This window comes from Nocardia arizonensis (assembly GCF_001310275.1).
Lineage (GTDB): Bacteria > Actinomycetota > Actinomycetes > Mycobacteriales > Mycobacteriaceae > Nocardia > Nocardia arizonensis.
In genome coordinates, this window is the sequence record NZ_LGYZ01000123.1 from 82080 (window position 1) to 108327 (window position 26248).

Annotated in this window: 21 protein-coding genes and 1 pseudogene; 5 read left to right on the top strand and 17 right to left on the bottom strand. The window is 67.9% G+C overall.

Annotated features, from left to right (window positions below; genetic code table 11):
* Nucleotides 1-200: 200 nt before the first annotated feature.
* Nucleotides 201-1406 carry an NAD(P)-dependent malic enzyme gene (locus APZ21_RS28545; protein ID WP_339375000.1) on the top strand — a complete coding sequence of 402 codons (1206 nt, stop codon included), beginning with the start codon at nucleotides 201-203 and terminating at the stop codon, nucleotides 1404-1406.
* Nucleotides 1407-1461: 55 nt separating this feature from the next.
* On the opposite strand, the gene APZ21_RS28550 is transcribed toward APZ21_RS28545, so the two are convergent.
* Genes APZ21_RS28550 through APZ21_RS28565 form a run of 4 tightly spaced genes read right to left on the bottom strand, consistent with a single transcriptional unit; the run spans nucleotide 1462 to nucleotide 4852 of the window.
* Nucleotides 1462-2154, bottom strand: coding sequence for an ABC transporter permease (locus APZ21_RS28550; protein ID WP_054816370.1), 693 nt, complete (start codon nucleotides 2152-2154; stop codon nucleotides 1462-1464).
* Complete coding sequence (locus APZ21_RS28555; protein ID WP_054816371.1) at nucleotides 2151-2810, bottom strand: ABC transporter permease; 660 nt, start codon at nucleotides 2808-2810, stop codon at nucleotides 2151-2153. The genes APZ21_RS28550 and APZ21_RS28555 overlap by 4 nt, the downstream gene beginning before the upstream one ends.
* A gap of 23 nt (nucleotides 2811-2833) precedes the next feature.
* Nucleotides 2834-3958, bottom strand: a complete 1125-nt coding sequence (locus APZ21_RS28560) for an ABC transporter ATP-binding protein (protein WP_054816372.1) — start codon at nucleotides 3956-3958, stop codon at nucleotides 2834-2836.
* Nucleotides 3959-3967: 9 nt separating this feature from the next.
* The gene (locus APZ21_RS28565) at nucleotides 3968-4852 is read right to left on the bottom strand and encodes an ABC transporter substrate-binding protein (protein ID WP_082393532.1); all 885 of its coding nucleotides are present in this window, start codon (nucleotides 4850-4852) and stop codon (nucleotides 3968-3970) included.
* 237 nt (nucleotides 4853-5089) lie between these two features.
* Here APZ21_RS28565 and APZ21_RS28570 point away from each other — a divergent pair, with 237 nt between their 5' ends.
* From APZ21_RS28570 to APZ21_RS28580, 3 genes are all read left to right on the top strand, one after another.
* Nucleotides 5090-5977 (top strand): glycine betaine ABC transporter substrate-binding protein, encoded by an 888-nt coding sequence (locus tag APZ21_RS28570; RefSeq protein ID WP_054816373.1) that lies wholly within the window; start codon nucleotides 5090-5092, stop codon nucleotides 5975-5977.
* 262 nt (nucleotides 5978-6239) lie between these two features.
* A complete protein-coding gene (locus APZ21_RS28575) occupies nucleotides 6240-6935 on the top strand; it encodes a PadR family transcriptional regulator (protein WP_054816374.1) in 696 nt (231 codons plus the stop codon).
* Between the two features lie 81 nt (nucleotides 6936-7016).
* The gene (locus APZ21_RS28580) at nucleotides 7017-8495 is read left to right on the top strand and encodes a DHA2 family efflux MFS transporter permease subunit (protein WP_054816375.1); all 1479 of its coding nucleotides are present in this window, start codon (nucleotides 7017-7019) and stop codon (nucleotides 8493-8495) included.
* A gap of 52 nt (nucleotides 8496-8547) precedes the next feature.
* On the opposite strand, the gene APZ21_RS28585 is transcribed toward APZ21_RS28580, so the two are convergent.
* From APZ21_RS28585 to APZ21_RS28605, 5 genes are all read right to left on the bottom strand, one after another.
* Nucleotides 8548-10137, bottom strand: a complete 1590-nt coding sequence (locus APZ21_RS28585; protein ID WP_054816376.1) for a molybdopterin-dependent oxidoreductase — start codon at nucleotides 10135-10137, stop codon at nucleotides 8548-8550.
* Between the two features lie 118 nt (nucleotides 10138-10255).
* The gene (locus APZ21_RS28590) at nucleotides 10256-12046 is read right to left on the bottom strand and encodes an AMP-dependent synthetase/ligase (RefSeq protein WP_054816401.1); all 1791 of its coding nucleotides are present in this window, start codon (nucleotides 12044-12046) and stop codon (nucleotides 10256-10258) included.
* Nucleotides 12047-12179: 133 nt separating this feature from the next.
* On the bottom strand, nucleotides 12180-13118 hold the full coding sequence (locus tag APZ21_RS28595) for an alpha/beta hydrolase (RefSeq protein WP_054816377.1): 939 nt from the start codon (nucleotides 13116-13118) through the stop codon (nucleotides 12180-12182).
* 3 nt (nucleotides 13119-13121) lie between these two features.
* Nucleotides 13122-13952 carry an SDR family NAD(P)-dependent oxidoreductase gene (locus tag APZ21_RS28600; protein WP_054816378.1) on the bottom strand — a complete coding sequence of 277 codons (831 nt, stop codon included), beginning with the start codon at nucleotides 13950-13952 and terminating at the stop codon, nucleotides 13122-13124.
* Complete coding sequence (locus APZ21_RS28605) at nucleotides 13949-15487, bottom strand: flavin-containing monooxygenase (protein ID WP_054816379.1); 1539 nt, start codon at nucleotides 15485-15487, stop codon at nucleotides 13949-13951. Before APZ21_RS28605 ends, APZ21_RS28600 begins: the two co-directional genes overlap by 4 nt.
* 69 nt (nucleotides 15488-15556) lie before the next feature.
* Here APZ21_RS28605 and APZ21_RS28610 point away from each other — a divergent pair, with 69 nt between their 5' ends.
* Entirely contained in the window at nucleotides 15557-16204 is a 648-nt protein-coding gene (locus APZ21_RS28610; protein WP_054816380.1) for a TetR/AcrR family transcriptional regulator, read from the top strand.
* Nucleotides 16205-16257: 53 nt separating this feature from the next.
* On the opposite strand, the gene APZ21_RS28615 is transcribed toward APZ21_RS28610, so the two are convergent.
* From APZ21_RS28615 to APZ21_RS28645, 8 genes and pseudogenes are all read right to left on the bottom strand, one after another.
* On the bottom strand, nucleotides 16258-17034 hold the full coding sequence (locus APZ21_RS28615; RefSeq protein WP_054816381.1) for an ESX secretion-associated protein EspG: 777 nt from the start codon (nucleotides 17032-17034) through the stop codon (nucleotides 16258-16260).
* A gap of 3 nt (nucleotides 17035-17037) precedes the next feature.
* Nucleotides 17038-18249, bottom strand: coding sequence for a hypothetical protein (locus tag APZ21_RS28620; protein WP_054816382.1), 1212 nt, complete (start codon nucleotides 18247-18249; stop codon nucleotides 17038-17040).
* Entirely contained in the window at nucleotides 18246-18725 is a 480-nt protein-coding gene (locus tag APZ21_RS28625; RefSeq protein ID WP_239476866.1) for a hypothetical protein, read from the bottom strand. The genes APZ21_RS28620 and APZ21_RS28625 overlap by 4 nt, the downstream gene beginning before the upstream one ends.
* 39 nt (nucleotides 18726-18764) lie before the next feature.
* Nucleotides 18765-19274, bottom strand: coding sequence for a DUF3558 domain-containing protein (locus tag APZ21_RS28630; protein WP_239476868.1), 510 nt, complete (start codon nucleotides 19272-19274; stop codon nucleotides 18765-18767).
* A gap of 214 nt (nucleotides 19275-19488) precedes the next feature.
* Entirely contained in the window at nucleotides 19489-20370 is an 882-nt protein-coding gene (locus tag APZ21_RS28635) for a helix-turn-helix domain-containing protein (RefSeq protein WP_054816384.1), read from the bottom strand.
* A gap of 346 nt (nucleotides 20371-20716) precedes the next feature.
* Nucleotides 20717-20845 (bottom strand): hypothetical protein, encoded by a 129-nt coding sequence (locus APZ21_RS36090; RefSeq protein WP_275426232.1) that lies wholly within the window; start codon nucleotides 20843-20845, stop codon nucleotides 20717-20719.
* A 20-nt stretch (nucleotides 20846-20865) separates the two neighbouring features.
* Nucleotides 20866-22626 carry an arginine--tRNA ligase gene (argS, locus tag APZ21_RS28640; RefSeq protein ID WP_082393528.1) on the bottom strand — a complete coding sequence of 587 codons (1761 nt, stop codon included), beginning with the start codon at nucleotides 22624-22626 and terminating at the stop codon, nucleotides 20866-20868.
* A gap of 90 nt (nucleotides 22627-22716) precedes the next feature.
* A pseudogene (locus APZ21_RS28645) lies at nucleotides 22717-26199 on the bottom strand (multifunctional oxoglutarate decarboxylase/oxoglutarate dehydrogenase thiamine pyrophosphate-binding subunit/dihydrolipoyllysine-residue succinyltransferase subunit); the annotation flags it as partial.
* Nucleotides 26200-26248 lie beyond the last annotated feature (49 nt).

A 26248-nucleotide genomic window follows, 5' to 3' on the forward strand; every position in this document is an offset into this window, starting at 1 on the left:
CCGGACCACCCTCCGGCTCTCCGCTCAGCGGATCAGTGCCGCGCCACGATTTTCGATATCGGCCCGCTAATAGCACGAGCCCGATCGGAAGATGAATCGGATCGGTCAGCGCACTCGATGAGCGTTCCGAATGGATCAGTATCCAAGTACCCGGCGGTAACCGTCCCCCGGTTTAGCCCGACCCGAGCAGGAGTGAAATCGTGTCACCTGTGACTGACGCACCGAATGCCACCGCGGATCCAGCCTCTCTCGCCTCGATCTCCTCGGACGAGATCTTCGCGGGTCACCTCGGCGGCAAACTGTCGGTCGAACTGTCGGCCCCGCTCGAGACCCAGCGCGATCTGTCGATCGCCTACACGCCGGGCGTCGCGCAGGTCAGCCGGGCTATCGCCGCGGACGAGTCGATGGCCAAGCAATACACCTGGACCGACCGGCTCGTCGTGGTCGTCAGCGACGGCACCGCGGTCCTCGGACTCGGCGATATCGGTCCGCGCGCCTCGCTGCCGGTGATGGAGGGCAAGGCGGCGCTGTTCAAGAAGTTCGCCGGCCTCAACTCCATTCCGATCGTGCTCGACACCAAGGACGTCGACGAGATCGTCGAGACCCTGATCCGGCTGCGTCCCAGCTTCGGCGCGGTCAACCTCGAGGACATCTCGGCCCCGCGCTGCTTCGAGATCGAGAAGCGGGTCATCGAGGCGCTGGACTGCCCCGTCATGCACGACGATCAGCACGGCACGGCCATCGTCGTGCTCGCCGCGCTCAACGGCGCGGCCAAGGTGCAGGGTCGCGGCATCGACGGTCTGAAGGTCGTCGTGTCCGGCGCAGGCGCGGCGGGTGTCGCGTGCACCAACATCCTGCTCGCCGCGGGCGTCCGGGACGTGACCGTGCTCGACTCGCGCGGCATCGTCGCCCGCGAGCGCACCGACCTCAACGAGGTGAAAGCCGAACTGGCCAAGCGCACCAACCCGCGCGGTCTCCAGGGCGGCGCGGCCGAGGCGCTTGCGGGCGCCGATGTCTTCCTCGGTCTGTCCGCCGGCCTCATCGCCGAGGAGTTCATCGCCTCGATGGCTCCCGAGTCGATCGTGTTCGCCATGTCCAACCCGGACCCTGAGATCCATCCCGACGTGGCACGCAAGTACGCCGCGATCGTGGCGACCGGTCGCAGCGACTTCCCGAACCAGATCAACAACGTCCTCGCCTTTCCCGGCATCTTCAAGGGGGCGCTGGACGCGGGCGCCCGCCGCATCACCGAGGGCATGAAGATCGCCGCCGCCAACGCCATCCTCAGCGTCGTCGCCGAAGAACTGGGCCCCGAAAGGATCGTCCCGAGCCCGCTCGACCCCCGCGTCGCTCCCGCCGTCGCCGAAGCCGTCGCGGCCGCCGCCCGCGCCGAGGGCGTCGCCTGACGTGAACCACCCGCGACGGGGCCGCGCACCAACGGTGCGCGGCCCCGTTGTGCTGTCAGGACATCCGTCCCCGCCCGGTGATTCGTCGCAGGCGACCGGTGGCGGGAGTAGTGAGCCAACCGAGGAGGGCGAGCAGGGTGTCGAGGAGGATGGCCAGGGCGGCGACGAGGAGCGCGCCCACCAGGACCCGGTCGTAGCGGTAGAGACCTATGCCGTCGAAGATGTAGCGACCGAGGCCGCCTAGGTTGACGTAGGCGGCGATGGTGGCGGTGGCGACCACCTGGAGGACGGCGCCGCGCAGCCCGGTCAGGAGGATGGGCATGGCGTTGGGTATCTCGACTCGGAACAGGATCTGGGATTCGGTCATGCCCATCGCTCGGGAGGCGTCGACGACGTCGTCGTCGACATTGGCGATGCCCGCGTAGGCGCCGGCGAGCAGCGGAGGGATGCCGACGGTGACGAGGGCCAACAGGGGCGGGACGAGACCGAGGCCGAGCAGCAGGACCAGGAAGGTGAGCAGGCCTAGGGTGGGCAGGGCGCGCACGGCGTTGGCGAAGCCGACGACCACGGCGGCGCCGCGGCGGGTGTGGCCGATGACCAGTCCGAGCGGCACCGCGACCGCGGCCGAGACGGTCACGGCCAGGAAGCTGTACCAGAGGTGCTGGGTGAGGCGGGCGGCGATGCCGGTGGGCCCACCCCAGTTCGCGCCGTCGGTGAGGTAGTGCAGGGCGTCCAGGAACAGGTTCATCGGGACCCGCCGGTGACTCGGGCGTCGGCGCGGGTCCACGGGGTGGCCCAGCGTCCGAGGAGATAGACCAGGCGGTCGGAGATCAGGGCGAGCGCGAGCATGACGATGACCCCCGCGACGATCTCGTCGGGGTAGTCGCGCTGGTATCCCTGGGTGAACAAGGTGCCGAGTCCGCCGACCCCGATGACCGCGCCCACCGACACCGCGGCGATATCGGTGACCACCACCACGCGCAGACTCGACACGAATACCGGTATCGCCAAAGGCATTTCGACGGTGAGGGTGCGGCGCAGCGGACCGTAGCCGATCGCCTCGGCCGCGTCGAGCACATTCGCGGGCACCGCGTCGAGCGCGGCGGGCACGGCGATGACCAGCAGTGCCGTGGAATAGATCGTCAGGACGATGATCACGTTCAGCGGATCGATGGTCGAGATGCCCACCAGCGGCGGGATGATCACGAACAGCGCCAATGACGGAATCGTATAGGCCAGTTCAGCGGTGGTTACGGTGACTCGGCGCAGCCAGGGGATCCGGCGCACAAGCGCGCCAACCGGAATCGCGATGGCCGCGCCGAGCAGCAGGGGCGTGAGCGCGAGATACAGGTGGGTCGCGGTGAGATCCATGACGGCGGAGAAGTTGTCGATCAGATAGCGCACGTCTCATCTCCCGAATACGCCGGTCACGGCCGGGGTCTTTCCGACCGGTCCTCGGCACGGTGGGCGGCGAGCAGTTCGAGTACGTCGGAGGCGAGCACCCCGCCGCGAACCGCACCCGAATCATCGACCGCCACACCGATTCCCGAAGGCGAGGAAATGGCCGCGTCGAGGGCTTGGCGCAGATCGCCGCCGGGTTCGAACAGCGACCCGCCGGCCGAGACGTCCTCGGCGCGCGCGCCTGCCCGCACCGCCGCGACGCCCGCGTCATCGAGCCACCCGCTCGGGCGTCCGTCGGAATCCACCAGCAGCACCCAATCCGATTCACCGGCCGTGGATTTCGCCACATCGCCGGCGCCTGCGGTGCGAATGGGGTGTATGGGCAGGGCGGTGGCGCTGCGGAAGGACAGGCCGCGGTAACCGCGGTCTCGGCCGACGAAACCGGCCACGAAATCGGTGGCGGGCCGGGCCAGCACCCGCCGCGGGGGGTCGTACTGTTGCAGCACGCCGCCGCGCCCGAAGACGGCGAGCCGGTCGCCGAGGGTGACGGCCTCATCGATATCGTGGGTCACGAAGACGATGGTCTTGTGCAATTCGGCTTGCAGCCGCCGCATTTCGGTCTGCAATTCGGCGCGCACCACCGGGTCGACCGCGCTGAACGGTTCGTCCATCAGCAGCACCGGCGGATCGGCGGCCAACGCCCGCGCCACGCCGACCCGCTGTTGCTGCCCGCCCGACAGTTGCGACGGATACCGTTGCGCGAGAGCGCGGTCCAGCCCCACCCGATCCAGCACCGCCATCGCCGCCGAGCGTGCCGCCCGGCGGGTGGCCCCGCGCAGCACCGGCACCGTCGCCACATTGTCGAGGACCGTGCGATGCGGCAGCAGTCCGCCGCTCTGGATCACGTAGCCGATGCCGAGCCGCAATCGCACCGGATCGGCGGCCGCGATATCCGCGCCGTCGATGGTGATCGTGCCCGCGGTGGGGGTGATCATTCGGTTGATCATGCGCATCGATGTCGTCTTACCGCAGCCGGAAGGACCGACGAAGACGGTGAACGAACCGGATTCGATGCGCAGATCGAGATCGGTGACGGCCCGCGTGCCGTCGGGATAGGTCTTGGCTACGCCGCGGAATTCGATGTCGGACACGCGCTCACCTCATCCGACGGGCGTGTTCAGCCCCTTGGCGGCGAGCCACGCCGTCGCCGCCGCCCTCGGCTCGGTCTTGCTCGCGCCCGAGACGGCCTGGTTGAGCGCGATCAATTCCGCCGTGGTCAATTTCGCGGATACCGCGTCGAGCGCCGCGAGCGCCTTATCGGATTTCTTGGCGGCGTTGAACAGCGGTACCACGTTCTGCGCCGGGAAATTGTTCTTCGGATCCTGGAGCACCACCAGGTCGTGCTGCGCGATGGCGGGCGAGGTGGTGAAGACATCGGCCGCGACGACCTGCCCGTCGACCAGTGCGCGCACGGTGGCGGGACCGCCGCCGTCGGCGATCGGGACGAAGTTGTTCGCCGTGATTTCGAGGCCGTAGTTCTTCTTCAGGCCGGGCAGTCCGCCCGCTCGCTCCTGGAATTCGGCCGGTGCGCCGAAGGTCACCTCGGCCGAATGCGGGGCCAGATCGGCGATGGTGCGCAGATTCCAGCGGTCGGCGGTCGCCTTGGTGACCACGACGGCGTCGGAATCCTGGCCCGGCGCGGGCGTGCCGATAGCCAGTTCCGAACCCAGCGCCGCGCCGAGTGCGGACACGACATCGGCGCTCGCGGTGGCGGTCGCGTTCTTGTCCAGATATTGCAGCAGGTTGCCGGTGTATTCCGGAATGACGGAGATCGCGCACTGGCGCAGCGCGGGCACATAGGCCTCGCGACTGCCGATATTCAGTTTGGTGTCGACGGTGAAACCGTTGACCCGCAGCGCTTCCGCGTAGATCTCGGCGATGGTCTCCGATTCGGGGAAGTTCGCCGATCCGACGACGATGGTGTCGCCCGAACAGTTGCCGCCGGTCGCCAGTGGATCCGAGTCACCGCAGGCGGACAGGATCATGGCGGCGGCCAGCGCGGCGGCGGTGACGAGCAGCCGGGTGGCGCGCAGCGCCAAGCGCAGGGCTGAACGCCGGTGCCGGGCGGCATCGGCGTCGAACGTGTTCTTCACGGAGATCCTTCCGCAGTGCGGGCAGTGCGGGCGGTCGCAGCGGCCACCGGTACATTCTGGTTGTCCATACTGCCCGCAAACGAGCCGATCCGTCGGCTCTGTCGACTTCCGAGAGTTGGTGTCGTCGGGATGCTGTTGGCCGCGTCGAGGCGGGTGCTGGCCCGGTTTCTGGTGGTCACGGCCGTCTTCGCGGCCGTATCCTGCGGACGCGACGATACAGGCTCGGCATTCGTTGTCGGCGCGGGCGATTCGGTCGAATCCGGTGTGTTGGCCGAGATTTACGCGGGCGCGCTCGCCCGCACCGGGCTGCGGGTGTCGGTGCTGTCGCATCTGGGTCGGCGCGCCGACTATCTGACCGCCCTGGACGACGGCCGCGTCGAGTTGGTCGGCGAGCACAGCGGCGCACTGCTGACCCATCTGGACACCACCGCGAACGCACGCACCCCGCAGCAGGTCACCGCGGCCCTCAACCGCGCGCTGCCGCCGGGTCTCGTGGTCGCCGATCCCGCCGAATGGACCGATCTGCGGCCCCGGGTCGTGCTGCCGTCCGAGGTCGCGGCCGGGGAGAACGTTCGTTCAGTGGCGCAATTGGGACCGCGCTGCCCGGCGTGGCGGGCCGCCGCGGCGCCGGTGCCGGATGTGCTGCCCGCGGCCTCGCCCGCGCGCGTCGCCGGATGCGATTTCGCGGGCATCCGCCCGCTGCCCGATCCGGCCGTCCTGCGAGATGCCCTGGTGGCCGGGGAATTCCAGGCCGGACTGCTGGAAGGACCGCCTGCGCTGGCCCCCGGCTCCGACGCCGGACTCACGGTGCTGACCGACGAGGATTACGCGCTGCCCGCGCAGAACGTGGTGCCGCTGTTCCGCAAGGGCGTCCTGGACGAGCGGCGGGTCGAGAAGTTGAACTACGTCGCGGGCGAACTCACCACCGACGATCTGGTCGACCTGATCCTGCGCGTGCGCGCCGGGGCCTCGGCCGCCCAGGTGGCCCGCCTCTGGCTCGACGCTCACGCCCTCTGAACCCGTCACGTCCCCCGAATCCGCCGTTCGGTAGTGCCCCGGAGTCCCGTCGCGTCTCGATCCGGTTATCGCCGTGCCCGCTGTCCGGTGTCGGTGATCACAGACGCGGGTCGGTCGGTGCTCGGCACTTGTCCGCGCATTGCTCCGGGTCGTATATTCCGTGCGGAGTATTTCTGTTGGAATAGGCCGAACCGGGACCCGCTGGGTACGGGCGCGGCGTGCGTGCGCGTGAGCGTGCGACCGACGATCGAGAGGTGTCGACATGGGGCAGCGGGGACGTCCGCAGGTGACCGCGCTCGCGGTGGCCGTGCTGGCGCTACTCGCCGAGCGGCCCATGCACCCCTACGAGATGTACCAATTGCTGATCAGCCGAGGTGAGGACCTGCTGGTCAAGGTCAGGCCGGGGTCGCTCTACCACACGGTGGCGCGGTTGGCCGATCAGGAACTGGTGCGCGCCGATGGGGTGGACCGCGCGGGCAACCGGCCCGAGCGCACCATCTATCGCATCACCGAACGTGGACACCAGACCTTGCGGGCCAGGGTCGCCGACGCCCTGCGATTCCCGCACGCCGAATACCCGATGTTTCCGCTGGCGCTGGCCGAGGCGCACAATCTGCCCCGCGACGAGGTACTCGCCCTGCTGCGGGAACGGCTGCGCTGCCTGGAAGCCGATATCGACGATCTCGGCCGGATGGCCGAATGGGCGAGCACCCATATGGTGCCGCGCCGCTACTGGGCCGTGGTCCCGTATCTGCGCGCGACGATCGGTTCCGAAGTGACCTGGATCAAGGGTTTCCTGGCCGAACTGGAGAGCGGCGAGATCGAATGGGAGGAGTTCGATCCCGTCACCGGCGTCAGGGTCGCCGGGCCGGAACATCCTTGGGCCGAAGGCGAACTCGCCGATCGCCCGCCCGCCCCGCGGCGAACCGCGGCGCATCGTGACCTGTCGGCACGATGACCCCCTCGTCCCCGACCGGTCGGCGGAACCTCGAAATCCGCCGGCCTCGAACGCGGAGTTTCCGAGTTAGGAACGAAATCAATGCCCACCCAACGCAATCCGTGGCCCGCGCTCATAGCGCTGGTCGTCGGCTTCTTCATGATCCTGCTGGACATGACGATCGTCGCCGTCGCCAATCCGGCGATCATGGAGGATCTGCGAGCCGATATCTCCAATGTCATCTGGGTCACCAGCGCCTACCTGCTGACCTACGCGGTGCCGCTGCTGGTCACCGGCAGGCTCGGTGATCGGTTCGGACCCAAGAACATCTACCTCGGCGGCCTTGCCGTGTTCACCCTCGCCTCGCTGTGGTGCGGGCTGTCCGGCAGCATCGAGACGCTCATCGCGGCGCGCGCCGTGCAGGGCCTCGGCGCGGCGCTGATGACACCGCAGACCATGGCGGTCATCACCCGCACGTTCCCGCCGGACAAGCGCGGCGCGGCGATGGGCCTGTGGGGCGGCGTCGCCGGTCTGGCCACACTGATCGGCCCGATCCTGGGCGGTGTCCTGGTCGACGGACTCGGCTGGCAGTGGATCTTCTTCGTCAACATCCCGGTCGGCATCGTGGCCTTCGGACTGGCGATGTGGCTGGTGCCCTCGCTGCCGACCCACGAGCACAAGTTCGACATCGTGGGCGTCGTGCTCAGCGGCGTCGGCTTGTTCCTGCTGGTCTTCGGCATTCAGGAGGGCAATACCTACGACTGGTCGGCGCGCATCTGGCTGATGATCGCCGCGGGCCTGGTGGTATTGGCGATCTTCGTTTGGAACCAGAGCCGCAATACCGGTGAGCCGCTGGTGCCCCTGGGTCTGTTCGGCGACCGCAACTTCTCGATGTCGAATCTCGCCATCGCGGCCATGGGCGCCGCGGTCACCTCGCTCATGGTGCCCGTCTACTTCTATCTCCAAGCGGTGCGGGAGATGTCGCCCACCAGGTCGGCGCTGGTCTTCGCGCCGATGGCCATCGTGACCGGGCTCTTCGCCCCGTTCGTCGGCAAATTCTCCGACCGGCTGCATCCGCGGCTGGTGCCGACGGTGGGCTTCACCCTGTTCGCCGCTTCGGTGTTCTGGTTCTCCGCGGTGATGAAGCCGGACTCCTCGATCGCCTGGTTCCTGATCGCGGGCGCCGTCGCGGGTTTGGCGAACTCCTGCATCTGGGCGCCGCTGGCCTCGACCGCGACCCACAACCTGCCGGTGCAGCAGGCGGGCGCGGGCGCCGGAATCTACAACACCACCCGCCAGGTGGGTTCGGTGCTCGGCAGCGCGGCGATCAGCGCACTGATCGCGGCGCGGATGAGCGCGAACGGCCTGCCCGGCGGCGGTTTCGGCGAGGCGGGCGGGCGCGGTCCGATACCGGAGTTCGTCAAGGACTCGTTCAGCACCGCGCTTGCCCAGTCCATGCTGCTGCCCGCGGGCATCCTGCTGATCGGCGTGGTCGCCTCGGCGCTGTTCATCCGCTTTGCCGAGCCGGGTGAGGATCCGGCCGCGGGGCAGCGGGCCGAGGCCGACACCGTCGCGGCCTGATCGTCTCGACCGTCGTGCGCCCCGCGAATCGTCGCGGGGCGCACGCGCGCGTTCAGGCGACCTGCACGGTGACCGACGGATAACCGGTCGCGCCGTCGGGAACCACATCGCGGTACGCCGAGGTCTGGACCCGGCCCGCGCCATCGGTGGCCCTGGCGCGGATCGTGTGCGCGCCCGGTGTCGCGTTCCACTCGTAGACCCACTGCCGCCACGTGTCCACCGACTGCTCGGCCGACAGCCGCGCCTGCTGCCACGGACCGTCGTCGACCTGCACCTCCACCGCGGCGATTCCCACATGCTGCGCCCAGGCCACACCCGCGACCGCGGTCTTGCCGGACGAGACCCGGCCGCGCGCCCGCGGCGTGTCGATGCGGGTTCCGGTCTTGATCGGCCCCTGCGCCGACCAGCCGCGCCGCGTCCAGTAGGCCGTGGCCCGGTCGAATCGCGTGACCTCCATCTCGGTAACCCATTTGGTGGCCGAGACGTAGCCGTAGAGTCCGGGTACGACCAAACGCGCCGGATATCCGTGCGAGACCGGCAGCGGTTCACCGTTCATACCGATGGCGAGCAGGGCGTCGCGGCCGTCGGTGAGCGCCGCCAGCGGACTGCCTGCGGTCCAGCCGTCCTTGCTGGTTGACAGCACCATGTCGGCGTCGGCATGCGGGCCCGCCTCGGCGAGCAGTTCATCGAGGCGGTAGCCGCGCCACAGCGCGTTGCCGATGAGGTCGCCGCCCACCGGATTCGAGACGCAGGTCAGGGTCATCAGCTTCTCCACCGCCTGCCGCGCGGCGAGATCCTCCCAGCGCAACACTATTTCGCGATCGACCATGCCGTGGATGCGCAGCGACCAGTCCTCGATGGACACCTGCGGCACGATGAGCGCGGTGTCGATGCGGTAGAAGTCCTCGGAGGGCGTGAGGTACGGGGTGAGTCCGGGGATACGAAGGTCCGCCTCGGGGGCGAGCGCGACCGGTGGACCGCCGGGCGCGGGCAGCCGCACGGCGGCCCGTTCGCCCGAGACGTCGGCCCGCCGCGCGCCGACGAGGCTGCCGCCGACGCCGGTGAGTACGGCGAGTCCGCCGGTGAGCGCCAGTCCGCGCAGGACCTCCCGCCGCTGCGGACGTGCGGGCGCGTCGGGTGCGGGGGTGGCGTCCGGCCGTGCCGAGGTGACCTGCGAAGCGCTCGAATCCGGCCCCGGCGCGCCCGTCGAAGCCGCGACGGCGGCATCGATGCGGCGCGTGAGCAGCCGCAGCACGTAGACGCCCGCCGCGACCCCGAGCAATGTCGGCAGCGCGCCCGATACCCCGTACCGGCCGAGCGCGATCACCGATGTCACGGCGCCGAATATCGCCAACAGGATCGAACCGGCCGGGCGCGACGTGCGTTCGATCGCCCCCGCGACGGCCGCGGACAGCACCGCGACCACCCCGGCGCACACGTAGAGCACGGACTTGTCGGAGGTGCCGAAGGTGCGGATCGCCCATTCGCGCACCCCGTCCGGGGTGTGGTCGACCGCCATCGAGCCGAGCACCTGCATGGGTGTGGTCTCGGAGCCGGTGAACACCGCCACGACCTCCGCGACCCCGAGCGCGAGCCCGGCCGAGACGATGCCCGCCGCCACCCGAAACCGCTGTTCAGCCATGAGCCGAGCGTACTGCGGCGCGGGCCCGGGTAACGGTGACGATTCCCTGACATCGCCACCGGAGACGGCGAAGGCGCCGACGGGGACGAATCCACCGGCGGCGCCTTCGATTTCGCGATCAGCTGTAGATCTTCTCCACCTCGGCGGCGTACTGCTTCATGACCACCGCGCGCTTGAGTGACATCTTCGGGGTCAATTCGCCGGTCTCCTGGGTCCAGTCGACGGGCAGGATGCGGATCTTCTTGATGGCCTCGGCATGGGAGACCTTCTTGTTGGTCTCCGCCACGGCGGCGTCGATCTCGGCGACGAGATGCTTGTTCCCGATCAGGGTCTCGATCGGGGTGTCGGCGGGCAGACCGTTGCGCTCCTTCCAGCCCGGCAGCGCCTCCGGGTCGAGGGTGATGAGCGCGCCGACGAAGGGCTGCCCGTCGCCGACCACCATGACCTGGCTGATCAGCGGATGCGCCCGCAGCGAGTCCTCGAGCAGCGCGGGGGAGACGTTCTTGCCGCCCGCGGTGACGATGATCTCCTTCTTGCGGCCGGTGATGGTGACGAAGCCGTCGGCGTCGATGGCGCCGAGATCGCCGGTCTTGAACCAGCCGTCGGCGAAGGCGTCCTCGGTCGCCTCGGCATTGCCCCAGTAGCCGTTGAAGATGACCGATCCGTGCAGCAGCAGCTCGCCGTCCTCGGCGATCTTGACCGCGTGGCCCTCGATCGGGCGCCCGACCGAGCCGACCCGCAGGTGCTCCGGGGTGTTCACGGTGACGGCGGCGGTGGATTCGGTCAGGCCGTAGCCCTCGTAGATGGTGACGCCGACGCCGCGGAAGAAGTGGCCGAGCCGCGCGCCGAGCGGACCGCCGCCGGAGACCGCCGCCTCGCACTGACCGCCGAGGGCGACCCGGAGCTTGCTGTAGACCAGCTTGTCGAACAGGCCGTGCTTGAGCTTGAGCACCAGGCCGGGACCGCCGTTGTCGAGCGATTCGCTCCACGCGATCGCGGTGGCCGCGGCGGCGTCGAAGATCTTGCCCTTGCCGCCGTCGTGTGCCTTCTGCTTGGCGCTGTTGAACACCTTCTCGAATACGCGCGGCACGGCGAGAATGAAGTGCGGCCGGTAGCTGCCGAACTGGTCGACCAGGGTGCTCCAGTCCGAACTGAAGGCCACGATGACCTTGGCGTCGAAGGCGGCCAGGGTGACCGCGCGGGCGAAGACGTGCGCCAGCGGCAGGAACATCAGCGTCTTCTTGCCCTCGGCCACGTAATCGCCGAGGGCGATGCGGTCCGAGCGGGATTCGGCGTAGAGGTTGGCGTGCGTGAGCATCACGCCCTTGGGGCGGCCGGTGGTGCCCGAGGTGTAGATGAGGGTCGCGGGCGACTTGGCGACGACCTGTGCGCGGCGCTCGTACACCACGCTGTCGTCCAGTTCGGCGCCGCGCCCGATCAGGGTCTCGATCGCGCCCTTGTCGATCTGGAGGGTCTCGGCGAGATCCGGCAGCGCGCCCGCCTCGATCTCGTCGATGGTGGCGCGGTGCTTGTCGTTGTCGAGGACGAGCAGCTTGGTCGCCGAGTCCTGGAGGATCCACTTGGCCTGCTCGGCCGCGGAGCTGTCGTAGATGGCCACGGTGCAGCCCCCCGCCGCCCAGATGGCGAAGTCGAGCACGACCCATTCGTAGCGGGTCGGGGCCATGATGGCGACGCGGTCGCCGAGTTCGATGCCGGCCGCGACCAGGCCCTTGGCCACACCGGTCACGGTCTTCGCGAACTCCGCGGCCGTGACGTTCTTCCAACCGTCCCCGTCCGCCAGGTTGAACATCACCGCGTTCGGCGACTGTTCGGCGTGCTTGAAGACGTTGTCGGAATTGTTCGCGTCTTCCGGGATGGTGTAGGAAGCCGGAACTTCGAACTCGCGCATCACTGCCCTTCCACGTGGTTTACTCGCCAGTAATTTACGACACGTCAGCACGCGCCGTCTCGTCGACCACCGGAAAATTGTCCGAATCCCGGTTCTGGGGCGGGGCGGCCCGCCGGTGGAGACTGCCTGGTACTCATCCTAGGTCCCGGGTTGATGCCGGCAGCACCGCTTCGCGCAGGAAGCCTGCCATATCCCGCAGCTCGGCCGCCGCCGGGCCGATCAGCCCGGCCTGCAATTGGGCGACGTGCCAGAGTCCGCGCGTCTCGCTGAACCGCACCCGCACGCCCGCGGCGCGCAGTGCCGCGACCAGCTCCACGCACTGTTCGTGCAGCAGTTCGCCGACATCGGCATGGACGTAGACGGGCGGAAGGCCGTGCAGTACGCCGCGCAACGGGGCGTAGCCCGGGTGGTCGCGGTCGCCGTCGCCGAGGTAGGCCGCGGCGCAGGCGCGCGACCACAGCGTGTTGATCACCAGATCGCGCTGCCGAGTCGGCACGGCGTTCGGATCGGTCCACGGCGCGATCAACCCGAGCGCGGCGGGCGTGTGTCCGTGCTCGGCGACGAGCCGCTGCGCGGTGGCCAGCGACAGACCGCCGCCCGCGGAGTCGCCCGCGATGGCGATGCGGTCGGGACGGTAGCCCAACTCGCGGACGAGGGCGAGGAAGGCGGATTCGGCGTCGTCCAGTGCGGCCGGGAAGGGATGTTCCGGCGCGAGACGGTAGTCGAGCAGGTACACCGCGCAGCCGGTGACGTGCGCGAGGGTGGCCGCCAGCGAGCGGTGGGTGGCCATCGACCCGACGGCGTACCCGCCGCCGTGCAGATAGAGCACGGCGGCGGTGTCCGACGGTGACCGGTCCGGCTGCCCGTTCACCGGCCCGGTCAGGCGTTCGGCGGGACGGCCGGCCAGCCGCAGCGGGTGTACGGTCGTGCCCGATGGCATCGGCTGGGCCCGGGACATGGCGTCCATCAGCGCCCGCTGCGTGCGAAACGGCAGCCGGGCGTGCAGCATCACACGGAAGGCAGGCCCCAGCGCGGCTCGGGCCAGCGGCAGGGGAATGTCGAACTCGCGCATGGACTACGGCAGGAAGGGTCGGTTGACGATGGACGCGATGCGCTGGTAGCCCGAGGCGGTGATGCGCACGAAGGCGTCGAGAAGCTTTGCCTCCCAGCCGATCAGCACCCGGCCCTGGCCCTTGCGCACACCCTCGGTGATAGTCTGCGCGGCCATCTCGGGGGTGTGGATGGCCAGTTTGGCGTCGAACATCGAGGCGGCCGACTCGGCGTCGATTCCCTCGGCGTAGGTGGCGTTGCGCGCGACGGCGGTCTTGATACCGCCCGGGTGCACACAGGTCACCTTGACCGGATGCTTGCCGACCAGCATCTCCTGGCGCAGCGCCTCGGTGAAGCCGCGCACCGCGAATTTCGCGGAGTTGTAGGCACTCTGGCCGGGCACGGCGATGAGGCCGAACAGACTCGACACGTTCACGACGTGACCCGCGCCCGATTCCATCAACAGGGGTAGGAATGCCTTCGTGCCGTTGACCACGCCCCAGAAGTCCACGTCCATGATCCGCTCGATGTCCTTGAACTCGGACTTGATCACGTCGCCGTGGTAGGCGATGCCCGCGTTGTTGTATATCTGGTGCACGATACCGAAATGCGCCTTCACCGCGTCGGCGTAGAGCAGCACGGCCTCGCGTTCGGCCACGTTCAGCCGATCGGATTTCACTTCGGCGCCGAGTTGCTCGCAGCGGCGCACGGTCTCGGCGAGTCCGTCGGTGTCGATGTCGGACAGCGCCAATTTGGCGCCGCGCCTGGCGAGATTCTCCGCCAGCGCCCGGCCGATGCCGGACCCCGCGCCCGTGATCACACAGACTTTGCCCTGGAAGTAAGCGTTGTCGCTCACGGTGCCGCCACCACTTTCCGGTCGATCGGGGACGCGGCCGTCGTCGTCTCGTACGCGGCCACGTCGAATTTCCTCGTCAGCCTTCGGAATTCGAAGGTGAAGTCGGGCCACAACGTCGTGTTGTTGCCGTGCTTGTCCAGATACCAACTGGCGCACCCGCCGGTGTTCCAGACGCTCTTGGCCAGCTTCGTCCGCAGTTCCCCGTTGTAGGCGTCCTGCGCGTCCCTGCGCACCTCGACCGTACGCAGGCCGAGTCGGTCGACGGTGGCCAAAGCGTCTGCGATGTAGTTGATCTGCGATTCGATCATGAACACCATCGAGGTGTGGCCGAGGCCGACATTCGGGCCGAGCAGGAAGAACATATTGGGGAAGTTCGCGATCGCCGAACCCTTGTAACCCTGCTGGCCGATGTCGTCGAATACCTCGCTCAGCGTGCGGCCGTCCTTGCCGGTGATGGTGTTGTAGGTCGGCGAATCGGTGACGTGGAAGCCCGTGGCCACGATCAGCGCGTCGATCTCGCGTTCGGTGCCGTCCTTGGTGACGATCGAATTCGCGCGCACCTCCGCGATGCCGTCGGTGACGACCTCGACGTTCGGACGGCTCAGCGCCGGGTAGTAGTCGTTGGAGATCAGCATGCGCTTGCAGCCGATGCGGAAGTTCGGGGTGACCTTGGCGCGCAGTCGCGGATCACGGATCTCCCACTGCAACTTGGCCTTCGCGAGTAGTTCGAATCCCAGCATGAGCGCGGGCGCCTTGGCCAGGCCGACCACCTGGGTCTCGCGGGCGGCGTAGATGGCCGCGCGGGAAAGGCGCTGGAGACCGGGCACGTGGCGGAAGGCGAGCCGCTCGGGCAGCGTGTAGGGCCGGTCAAGGCGGGGCAGCAGCCAGGGCGCGGTGCGCTGGTAGACGTCGAGATGGGCGACCTTCGGCGCGATGGCGGGCACGATCTGGATGGCCGAGGCGCCGGTGCCGATCACGGCGACGCGCTTGCCGGTGAGGTCGGCGTCGTGGTTCCAGCGCGCGGAGTGGAAGATCTCGCCTTCGAAACCATTGATGCCCTTGATATCCGGCAGTGCGGGCTCGCACAGCGCGCCGACCGCGGAGACGAGCGTGTCGGCGGTGAAATCGCCCTTGCTCGAGGTGATCTCCCACCGCGCGGTCTCGGCGTTCCAGCGGGCGGCGGTGACGTCGCAGTCGAAGATGTGCCGGTCGAGCACGTTGTAGCGTTCGGCGACTTCGCGGATGTAGCCCTGGATCTCACCCTGGCGGGAGAACGAGCGCGACCAGTTCGGGTTGAGCGCGAAGGAGTACGAGTACAGGTGCGAGGGCACATCGCAGGCGGCGCCCGGATAGGTGTTGTCGCGCCAGGTGCCGCCGACGTCGCTGCCGCGTTCGAGTACCAGGTAGTCGTCGCGGCCCTGTTGATCGAGGCGAATGGCCAGGCCGAGTCCCGCGAATCCGCTGCCGATGATGATCGTCTTGGCATGGCGCGGGGGCCGGTCGGCGACGGCTTTGTCTGTAACCTTGCGACTCATGTAATCCAGCCTACGGTCTTATTGAGTGGCAGTCAACAGTTATTGAATGACGTTCAGTAGGATGGCCGGGTGGCCAAGGATCAAGGAGACCCCAAGCGCGTGCGGCTCAGTCCGGACGAGCGGCGTCTGCAACTGATCACCCTCGGGGTGAAGATGCTGGGCGAACGCGCGATCGAGGACATATCCATTACCGAGATCGCCGAACAGGCCGGTATCTCGCGCGGACTGCTGTTCCACTACTTCCCGACCAAACAGGACTTCCAGCGGGCCGTGGTCGGCCACGCGAACGCCGAACTGCTCGACCGCGTCACCCCCGATCGCAGCCTCGCCGTCCTCGACATGCTGCGCGATTCCATCGGCCGATACGTCGACTACGTCTGCGAGAATCGCACCTCGTACCTGGCACTGCTGCGCGGCCCGGCGAGCAGCAGCCCCGATCTGCTGCCCTTGGTCGACAGCACCCGCGACGCCATCATCGGCATCGTCCTCGCCGAGGCCCCCGCTCCCATAGACGACCGCCGCCGCCCCCGCCTGCTGCTCGGCATGCGCGGCTGGATCGCCTTCGTCGAGGAGACCACCCTCACCTGGTTGCGCGACGAACCCATTCCGCGCGAAGACCTGGTGGACCTACTGGTCGAATCCCTGGTAGCGCTGGCCCGCACCCTCGACCCCGCGCTGGCCGACGCGCTCAGCGGCCTCCAAGCGGGCATCGGCTGACCGGACTCGATGTGGCCGTGCGGAGTTCCGTCGTAACCGGAATCCGCGTACGGCTACCAGGTTCCGGCGTCGGCTTCCGACAGGCGTTGCCAAGCGCGGTCGAGCCAGCCGGTGAACAGCGCGCTCAGCTCGGCGAAGGTGGTCGGACGGACCGCGATGTGGGTGGTGCGGAGTTCGGTGTAGCGGCCGTCGTCGGTGATGTCGTGCCACTGGGCCACCTCGACCGGGGCCGACGCGTTGTGGGTGGGGCCGGTGAGCAGCACGGCCGTGCCGCCGCCGTCGGCGGGGCCGCCGAGCAGGCGGCGATACCGTTCGCGCGGGGTATTGCGGGCGTTGTCGCGCAGGTAGCGGTCGCGGGGCGGGTCGAGGTCGGCGGGGTGGAAGATCTCGGGGGCGGCGGAACCCGGCGCGCACGGCGGGATGTCGGCGGCCACGCGGGCGGGCAGGTGTTCGGGCCTCGACAGCCGGACCCGGATGGGTCCGTGATCGTGTTCGGTGCCGGACTGCATGAGGGTCACCGCGTGAAAAGTGTTCCGCGCGCCGATGATCCGATATTCGCGCAGATCCTCGCGGCCGGTGCTGCGCTTGTGTCGACAGGTGCCGCCCAGTATCTCGATACGGACCTCGCTGGTGCCGAGGGTGTGCAACGCGAGCCGAATCTCCTCGAGTTCGTCGGCGTCGTAACGCGCTCGCACCGCGGCTCGGTGGGCGCGGAATTCGTCACGGTAGGCGAAACGGCTGGTGTAGCGCAGCGGGCCGGGGAACCGGTCGTGGGCGTCGCCGTACCACAATGCCGCGAAATCATCCGGCTCCCAAAGCCATTCCGTCATCGGCTACGGCTGTTCCGGGTCGCCGCCGATGACGCCGCCCGCGATCGTCGGGGGGATCTCGCCGAGCAGTTCATCGGTATTCTCCTGGGTGATCAGGTAATCCGGTACGCCGTGGGTCGAGTCGTCGTCCTTGCCGTTGCCCCGGCCCGCCATACCGGGCATGCCGGACATGCCCGAGGCCGCGCGGGTGGCGGACGCCGCCGCCGCCGACGACGTACCCGAGGCGCCCGCGCCGGAGCCGATCGGGTTCGAGACGCTTCGCCCCTGACCCTGATTCGAGCCGTTGCCGGATCGGCCCGCACCGGACCCGCCACCCGCGCCCACACCCGATCCGCCCGAACCGCGGCCCGCGGAGCCCGGTACACCCGCACCCGTGCCGGGGGCATTGGCCGCCGCACTCGGCGTGGTCTTGGCCGAGTCGGACGACGGTGTATTCGACGTGTTCGAGGAATTGGCGTCGGAGTTCGAACCGGAAGGGGTGGTCTGGGTACCCGACCCGGTCGAATCGGTGTCGGTCGGCGTCGTGCGCTGTTCGGAAGACGGGGTCTCCGGGTTGTTCGGTCCGCCGGTCCCGGAATCACCGGGGTTCGGGGTTCCGCCGCTCGGTGAACCACCCGGTGTACCGGAGCCGTTCGGGGAGTTACCGGGGCCGTCGATCGTCGGGGTGGGGATGTCGACCGAATGTGTTGGGCTCACGGGCACTTGGAGCACCGGAATTTTCGCATCTATCTCGCCGAACGGTGTGACATAGTGTTCAGCCATCACCGTCTGAGCTTCTTCTTCTCTCGCGGCTTGCTCTCGGTTCAGATCCCAGCGGTGTGGCGGCCACGCCCACGACGTCCATGTCACCACCACCGGATCTGGCAGTGCGTTCTTCGTATTGGTGATGGCCGTCGCCGCTTCGCTGACGCGACAATACAACTCCGTCAATCCCGATGTCAGCGGACGGGCTTGCTTGTCGACATACTCTTGAATAGCCGCTTTCGAAGCCTCCGCCGCCACCCCGGTCCAAGCTTGGGAGATCGAATTCTGAATGGAGCGAGCGAAGGTCTCCACTCCTTGCTCCCATACCGTGGACATCTTCCAATACTTGTTCGCCTGCTCTACGGCATCGGCCACATGCAACGGTGAGAAGGCGTCGTTGATATCGGGATGATTCCAGCTCTTAGGATTCTCCCCGCCGTTCGGGATGGTCTGCTTCTCGTATTCGGTCATCGGGTGGTTCCGTCGGGGAGAAGATACGGGCCGGTCTTCGGTGCGACCGGAGGGCGTTCAGGCAACTCGGTGTTCAAGCGTGTGAACTCGGCGGCGAATTCACTGTCCGCCTGAATCATTCGATCACGGATTATGCGGTGAACTTCCTGAATGTCTTCGACGATTCGGTAGTGCTGCTGCATGATCTCGTGCACGGTGTTGCCGTCGAGTGCTCCGCTGGCCTTCACCTTGAACCGTCCGACGACAGTGCGGGCGGAGGTCATAGCATCATTCGCCTCGCCGAGTCCCCAGGCGCTCTGCTCCGACACCTGGTCCGCCAAGCCCTGGATCTGCCGAATAGCAGTTTTGAAGTACTCGCAGTCGCGGTCGAGATAGACGAAGTCCTCCGGTGTCATGCTGACCGAGATCTGGCCCTCGCTGGCGGCAGTGATCATATTCGCCATCGGCCGTGGCTGAACTGATTGGTCATCACCCATTATTCGATCCCTCCCCGGTATCCCTCGCCGATCGCCGGACTATGCGTTGGCCGGAATCGCGGGCACGACCTTTTCTGCCAGCTGCCGGACGAGATCACACGAGTCGAGGTGCCCGGTCGCCTTGTTGTCGGGTTCATTACTCAGCGCGAACTCGAGACTGCCACCCTTCATTTCCACGTCGAGAGTGCATCGACGTTCGGGATGGTCTTGCAGTTGTCGCGACGTAACGGCCCGTCGGCCACCGATGATGTATTCGGTGGTATCGGGAAAACCTTTGGCCTTGACCATGCCAATGGTGATGTTGGTGGTTCGAATGCTGACGGCATAGCCGTCGGGCTTCGCCCACATGCAGCCGCGCCATTTGATCCCACCGGAGGCGTTGGAATCGTCATCGATCCGCTGGCGCAGCTTCTCCGAATCCAGCGCGCTTTGCGGGACATCCGTACAGGGAGCGAAGCCTGCGGGCACGTCGGCGGCGATACTCGTCGCGGCCGACGTCGGTGTCGCGCCATCTCCCGTACTCGAATCACACCCCGCGAGAACGATCACCGCGCCGAGGGCGAAAACGGCGGGCCCCCATGAAGTCGATCTCATCGTCGCCCCTGCCGCCGGTGTGCGTACTCGCCAATCGGGAGCGGACCGGCATCTCCACCCCCTGGCCGACCCACCAGACGCTACCGGTGGGTCGTATCCAGGTGCAACCCATTCGGCGTTCGATCCCGGAACCGGGTCGGGATCTATGGGGAGTCGGCCGGGGCGGGGGTCACGCGCCGTATTGCCTCGCGAGGCGCTGGAGGAGGGCGCGGCTTTGGCTCTCGTCCAGTACCGAGCGCTCGATGTCGGCGTATGCCTGACGGTATTGGCGGATCTCCTCGGTCTTCTCGAGGTACAGGTCGCCGGTGAGGCCCTGGATGTGCACGATCGGTGGGTCGGACAGGTGGGGGGTGGGATGCTTGGGGAATTCGAGGATGGCGAACGGGCCCGCGCGAAGTCCGCTGTGCGCTTCGACTTCCAGTGGGATCACGCGGATCGAGACGTTCTTGCGTTCACCGAGCGCGACGAGGTGGATCAGTTGGTCGGCCATGACGGAGGGACCGCCGATGGCGCGGCGTAGTGCGCATTCGTCGATGACCGCCTCGACGGAGAATGTGGCGGGGTCGTTGTCGAGGCGGACCTTGCGCCTGCCGAATACGCTGATGCGCCGTTCGACCTCGGCGCCGGGCATGGTCGGGTAGTCGTTCCAGATCAGCGCGCGCCGGTATTCGTCGGTCTGCAACAGTGCGGGCAGCAGTGTCGGCTGGTAGGAGATCAGGCGTTTGGCGGTGGATTCGAGTCCGGCGAACAGGCAGAAATCGCGCGGGACGGTGTCGTCGAGCGCGTGCCACCATCCGGTTTTGCGGGTCTCGTTGGTCAGTTCGAGCAGGGTCTGGGTGACATGCTCCGACGCGCCGTACACCTCGCACAGTTTCTCGATGAACAGCGGGTTCAAGCGCATGGGCTGGCCGGTTTCCATCCGCCACAGCGTCTGTTTCCCGACGCCGATCACATCCCTGGCGAATTCCGCGCTGACGCCCGACCTCTCGCGGAGCTCGCGCAGGTGGCGGCCCAGCATGCGGCGGGGCAGGGATGATCCGGTGGGGGTCACGGCTGATCCTTTCGTAGGCGAACTATCGGTTTGGGTGGCAACAGGAACCGCTGTGGCGGGGCTCCTCGGAACTTCGGCAGATTTCCGCCGGTTCCGCATTCGAACCCATTCCCCGCCGCTGAATCCCGGTGCTCTACTGATCGCGCGCCGGTCCGTGACATAGAAGTGCTGAAACCTTAACCGCTCCAAAGGCTTCAGGTCATATCGACCGGAAAAATCCCCGGAAACCCGCCGGTGAGGGAGCCGTGAACCCACGAACGAAAGACCGATGAACACAGAGCATTCGACAAGAACGGGCGGACCACGCCTTCGTGACGAACGATTCGAAGGCCGAAGACCGCGCCGATCAGCCGAGTTCCCTTGCGGCCGAAGCAGTGTCGCCGCCGATCCGCCGGGCTTCGGCGACGGCCCCGCGATGCCGCACGGGTATGGCGCGACCGCTCACCCGTGCGGTCGCGGCCACCAGATCGTGCACGCTGACTCCGATTCCGATCCTCAGAGTCGTTGCGGTGCCGCGATGCCCAGCAGATTCAGGCCGCGCGCGAGGGTGTCGCCGGTCAGGGCGCACAGGGCGAGTCGGTTGGCGCGCAGGGCGGGGTCGGGTGCCTTCAGCACCGGGCAGTTCTCGTAGAACTCGGTGTAGGTGCGGGCGAGGGTGAACAGGTATCCGGCCAACCGGTGCGGTTCGTAGGCGCGCGCGGTGTCGGCGAGCACATGGGTGAAATCGTCGAGCAGCAGTGCCAGCGCGCGTTCGGAACGGTACAGCGGCAGTGTGGTGTCGATGGGTGCGCGCAGGTCGGCCGGTGCGGCATTGCGCAGGATCGAGTGGATGCGGGCGTGCGCGTATTGCAGGTAGACGCCGGTGTCGCCGCGCAATGCCACCATGCGGTCGAGGTCGAAGACATAGTCCTTGACCCGCGACGCGGACAGATCCGCGTACTTCACGGCCCCGATGCCCGCGGCCTCGGCGACCGCCGCCAACGCCGCCTCATCGAGGGTCGGGTCCTTGTCGGCCACCACCGCCCGTGCCCGCGCCACCGCCGAATCGAGCAGTCGCGACAGCGGCACGTTCGCCCCGGAACGGGTCTTGAAGGGGGTGCCGTCGGGGCCGAGCACGGTGCCGAAGCAGATGTGCACGGTACGGACCGAGTCGTCGAGCCAGCCCGCCCGCCGCGCGGTGGCGAACACCATGTCGAAATGCCTGGCCTGCCGTGCGTCGACCACGTACAGGATGGTGTCGGCGCGCAGGGTGCGGACCCGGTGCCGGATGGTCGCCAGATCCGTTGCCGCGTAGCCGTATCCGCCGTCGGCCTTGCGCACGATCAGCGGCGCGCGGCTCTCGGGACCGGACTGCTCGGGGTCGAAGACGCACAGCGCGCCCTCGCTGTGCACGAGTATGCCCGCGCGGGTCAGATCCTCGACAACGGCGTCGAGATCGCCGTTGTAGGCGGACTCGGCCGCGTCGTCGCCGGGTTCGAGCAGCACGCCGAGCCGCTCGTAGAGGCTGCGGAAGGACCGCCGTGACTCCTCGACCAGATCCCGCCACACGCGCACCGTCTCCGCGTCGCCCCCTTGCAGGGCGACCACCCGTGCCCTGGCACGATGGGCGAAGTCGGCATCGGCGTCGAAGGCCGCCCGCGCCCGGCGGTACAGCGTGTCGAGTTCGGTGATCGTGGTGTCGGGATCGTCGTGGCGCCAGCGGGTCTCGGGATGCTCGTCGAGGTACTGGATGAGCATGCCGAACTGGGTTCCCCAGTCGCCCAGGTGATTCTGGCGGATGACCGTCGCGCCGAGGAATGCGAGCAGCCGCGCCAGCGCGTCCCCGATCACGGTGGTGCGCAGATGCCCGACGTGCATCTGCTTGGCGATATTCGGCGAGGAGTAGTCGACCACGATCCGGCGACCCGCCAGCGGGAGGCCGACCCCGAGCCGCGCGTCGGCCCGCCGCGCGGCGATACGCGACCACACGACCGCGTCGGGCACCGTGATGTTCACGAATCCCGGTCCCGACACCGCGCAGCGGGCGATCACCGGATCCTTCGCCGCGGCCAGCGCGTCGGCGACGAGTCCACCGATATCGCGCGACGGCCGCCCCAGCGTCTTGGCCAGCGACAGCGCGACATTCGACTGGTAGTCGGCGTGATCGGAACGGCGGACGAGCGGATCGCGGTCGCGCACCTGCGGCGGCAATGCCGTGCTCATGGCCTCGGTGACCGCCTGTGCCACCGAATCGGACAGCGAACGCGTGCTCCGCACTCTCCCCAACCCCTTCTCATCCAATAGCCATGGTCCTGGAAACGACGCGAGCCCGCATCGAAGGATGCGGGCTCGCGTGTCGAGTGGGGATCAGGAGGTGGGCCGGAAGGCTTCCTCGATGATCTCGGCCTGCTCGACCGCGTGCACCTTCGACGAACCCGACGACGGGGCCGACATGGCGCGTCGCGAGATCCGGCGCAGCGGACCGAGCTGCCGCGGCAGCGATTCCGGCAGGTTCAGGCCGAAGAACGGCCACGCGCCCTGGTTGGCGGGCTCCTCCTGGACCCAGAAGATCTCCGCGGCGTTCGGGTAGCCCGCCAGCGCCTCGTTGAGGCGGCGGATCGGCAGCGGGTACAGCTGCTCGATACGTACGATGGCGACGTCCTCGCGCTTGTGCTTGGCTTTCTCCGCGGCCAGCTCGTAGTACAGCTTGCCGCTGGTCATGAGGATGCGCTTGACCTTGCCGCGATCACCGATGCCCTGTTCGTAGGCGGGCTCGTCGAAGACCGAGCGGAACTTGGACTCGGTGAAGTCCTTCAGATCCGAGACCACGGCCTTGTTGCGCAGCATCGACTTCGGGGTGAAGACGATCAGCGGACGGCGGATGCCGTCGAGGGCGTGGCGGCGCAGCAGGTGGAAGTAGTTCGCCGGCGTGGACGGCACCGCGACCGTCATCGAACCCTCCGCGCACAGTTGCAGGAAGCGCTCGATACGGCCGGAGGTGTGGTCGGGACCCTGGCCCTCGTGACCGTGCGGCAGCAGCAGCACGACATCGGAGAGCTGACCCCACTTGGCCTCACCGGAGGAGATGAACTCGTCGATGATGGACTGCGCGCCGTTGACGAAGTCGCCGAACTGCGCCTCCCACAGCACCAGCGCGTCGGGATTGCCCAGCGAGTAGCCGTATTCGAAGCCGACGGCGGCGTATTCGCTCAGCGCCGAGTCGTGCACGGCGAACCAGCCCGGCTTGGCCGAGCCGATGTTGTGCAGCGGGGTGTACTCCTCGGCCGTCTTGCGGTCGATGATCACCGAATGCCGCTGGGTGAAGGTGCCGCGCCGGGAGTCCTGACCGGTCAGGCGGACCGCGGTGCCCTCGTCGATGAGCGTGCCGAAGGCCAGCAGCTCGGCGAAGGCCCAGTCGACCTTGCCCTCGTAGGCCATCTCGCGGCGCTTCTCCAGCACCGGCTTGACGCGCGGGTGCACGTTGAACCCGTCCGGGACGTTCAGGAAGGCGTCGCCGATGCGCTGCAACACCGTCTTGTCGACGGCGGTCTGCACGGTGGTCGGGACCGTCTGGTCGCCCTCGACCGACTCGCTCGGCTCCGGCGTGTACTTCTCCAGCTCTCTGACCTCGTTGAACACCCGCTCCAGCTGGCCCTGGTAGTCGCGCAGCGCGTCCTCGGCCTCTTTCAGCGAGATGTCGCCGCGGCCGATCAGGCTCTCGGTGTACGCCTTGCGGACCGAGCGCTTGGTGTCGATGACGTCGTACATGTACGGCTGGGTCATCGACGGGTCGTCGCCCTCGTTGTGGCCGCGACGGCGGTAGCAGATCATATCGATGACGACGTCCTTGCGGAACTTCTGCCGGAAGTCGACCGCGAGACGCGCCACCCAGTCGCACGCCTCCGGGTCGTCGCCGTTGACGTGGAAGATGGGCGCGCCGATGAATTTCGCGATATCGGTGGAGTATTCGGTGGAGCGGCTGTTCTCCGGCGCGGTGGTGAAGCCGATCTGGTTGTTCACCACGATGTGGATGGTGCCGCCGACCCGGTAGCCGCGCAGACCCGACAGGTTCAGCGTCTCGGCGACCACGCCCTGACCGGCGAACGCGGCGTCACCGTGCAGCATGAGCGGCATGACCGAGAAGCCGTCGGGACCGTCGCCCTTGTCGAGCAGGTCCTGCTTGGCGCGCACCAGACCCTCGAGCACCGGGTCGACCGCCTCCAGATGCGAGGGGTTGGCGGTCAGCGAGACCTGGATCTCGTTGTCGCCGAACATCTGCAAGTAGGTGCCCTGCGCGCCGAGGTGGTACTTCACGTCGCCGGAGCCGTGGGTGGCCGCCGGGTTCATATTGCCCTCGAACTCGGTGAAGATCTTCGAGTAGGGCTTGCCGACGATATTGGCCAGCACGTTCAGGCGACCGCGGTGCGGCATGCCGATGACGACCTCGTCGAGGGAGTGCTCGGCGCACTGGTCGATGACCGCGTCCATCATCGGGATGACGGCCTCGGCGCCCTCCAGCGAGAACCGCTTCTGGCCGACGTACTTGGTCTGGAGGAAGGTCTCGAAAGCCTCGGCCGCGTTGAGCCGGTTCAGGATGTACTTCTGCTGCGCGACGGTCGGTTTCGCGTGCTTCTGCTCGGTGCGCTCCTGGAGCCACTCCAACTGCTCGGTCTCCAGGATGTGGGTGTACTCGACACCCACGTGGCGGCAATAGGCATCGCGCAGGATCGACAGCACGTCGCGCAGCTTCATGCGCTCCTGGCCGTGGAAGCCGGCGACGTTGAATTCCCGGTCCAGATCCCACAGCGTCAACCCGTGCTGGGTGACGTCGAGATCCGGGTGGCTGCGGAACTTGTCCTTGACCAGCCGCAGCGGGTCGGTGTCGGCCATGAGGTGGCCGCGGTTGCGGTAGGCCGCGATCATCTCCAGCACGCGCGCGCTCTTGTCGACGCCGCGCTCGCGAACGTCCTTGCGCCAGCGCACCGGCTCGTAGGGCACGCCGAGGCCGTGGAAGATCTCGTCGAAGAACTCGTCGGAGATCAGCAGGTTGTGGATGGTGCGCAGGAAGTCGCCGGACTCCGCGCCCTGGATGATGCGGTGGTCGTAGGTAGAGGTGAGCGTCATCAGTTTGCCGACGCCGAGATCGGCGATGCGCTCGTCGCTCATGCCCTGGAACTCGGCCGGGTACTCCATGGCGCCCGCGCCGATGATCGCGCCCTGACCGTTCATCAGGCGCGGCACCGAGTGCACGGTGCCGATGGTGCCCGGATTGGTCAGCGAGATGGTGACGCCGGAGAAGTCCTCGGCGGTCAGCTTCCCGTCGCGCGCCCGCCGCACGATGTCCTCGTAGGCCGTGTGGAACTGCGCGAAGGTCATCTCCTCGGTGCCCTTGATGGCGGCGACGACCAGCGAGCGGCTGCCGTCCTTGCCGGGCAGGTCGATCGCCAGACCGAGGTTGGTGTGCGCGGGGGTGACCGCGTTGGGCTTGCCGTCGACCTCGACGAAGTGCCGGTTCATGTTCGGGAACTTCTTGACCGCCTGCACGATCGCGTAGCCGAGCAGGTGGGTGAAGGAGATCTTGCCGCCTCTGGTGCGGGCGAGATGGTTGTTGATGACCAGGCGGTTGTCGATCATCAGCTTCGCCGGAATGGCCCGCACGCTCGTCGCGGTCGGGATCGCCAGCGAGGCGGACATGTTCTTGACGACCGCGGCGGCGGCGCCGCGTAGCACCTTCGACTCGTCGGCCGTTTCGGCCGGTCTCGGCCCGCCGGAGGTCGGCGCCGCGTTCGAGAGGGGCGCCGGGGTGGTCCGTGGGGCGCGCGCCGCGGACTTGGCGGGCGCGGCGGCCTGCGGCAGGACGAAAAGACCCCGGGACCTTCACTATAGCTTGGTATTGGTG

Coding starts and splice junctions, on each gene's coding strand:
- APZ21_RS28550 (WP_054816370.1), bottom strand. CDS start 2,154: ATGAACCTGTTCCTGGACGCCCTGCACTACCTCACCGACGGCGCGAAC.
- APZ21_RS28565 (WP_082393532.1), bottom strand. CDS start 4,852: ATGATCCTGTCCGCCTGCGGTGACTCGGATCCACTGGCGACCGGCGGC.
- APZ21_RS28570 (WP_054816373.1), top strand. CDS start 5,090: ATGCTGTTGGCCGCGTCGAGGCGGGTGCTGGCCCGGTTTCTGGTGGTC.
- APZ21_RS28575 (WP_054816374.1), top strand. CDS start 6,240: ATGGGGCAGCGGGGACGTCCGCAGGTGACCGCGCTCGCGGTGGCCGTG.
- APZ21_RS28580 (WP_054816375.1), top strand. CDS start 7,017: ATGCCCACCCAACGCAATCCGTGGCCCGCGCTCATAGCGCTGGTCGTC.
- APZ21_RS28585 (WP_054816376.1), bottom strand. CDS start 10,137: ATGGCTGAACAGCGGTTTCGGGTGGCGGCGGGCATCGTCTCGGCCGGG.
- APZ21_RS28590 (WP_054816401.1), bottom strand. CDS start 12,046: ATGCGCGAGTTCGAAGTTCCGGCTTCCTACACCATCCCGGAAGACGCG.
- APZ21_RS28595 (WP_054816377.1), bottom strand. CDS start 13,118: ATGCGCGAGTTCGACATTCCCCTGCCGCTGGCCCGAGCCGCGCTGGGG.
- APZ21_RS28605 (WP_054816379.1), bottom strand. CDS start 15,487: ATGAGTCGCAAGGTTACAGACAAAGCCGTCGCCGACCGGCCCCCGCGC.
- APZ21_RS28615 (WP_054816381.1), bottom strand. CDS start 17,034: ATGACGGAATGGCTTTGGGAGCCGGATGATTTCGCGGCATTGTGGTAC.
- APZ21_RS28620 (WP_054816382.1), bottom strand. CDS start 18,249: ATGACCGAATACGAGAAGCAGACCATCCCGAACGGCGGGGAGAATCCT.
- APZ21_RS28625 (WP_239476866.1), bottom strand. CDS start 18,725: ATGGGTGATGACCAATCAGTTCAGCCACGGCCGATGGCGAATATGATC.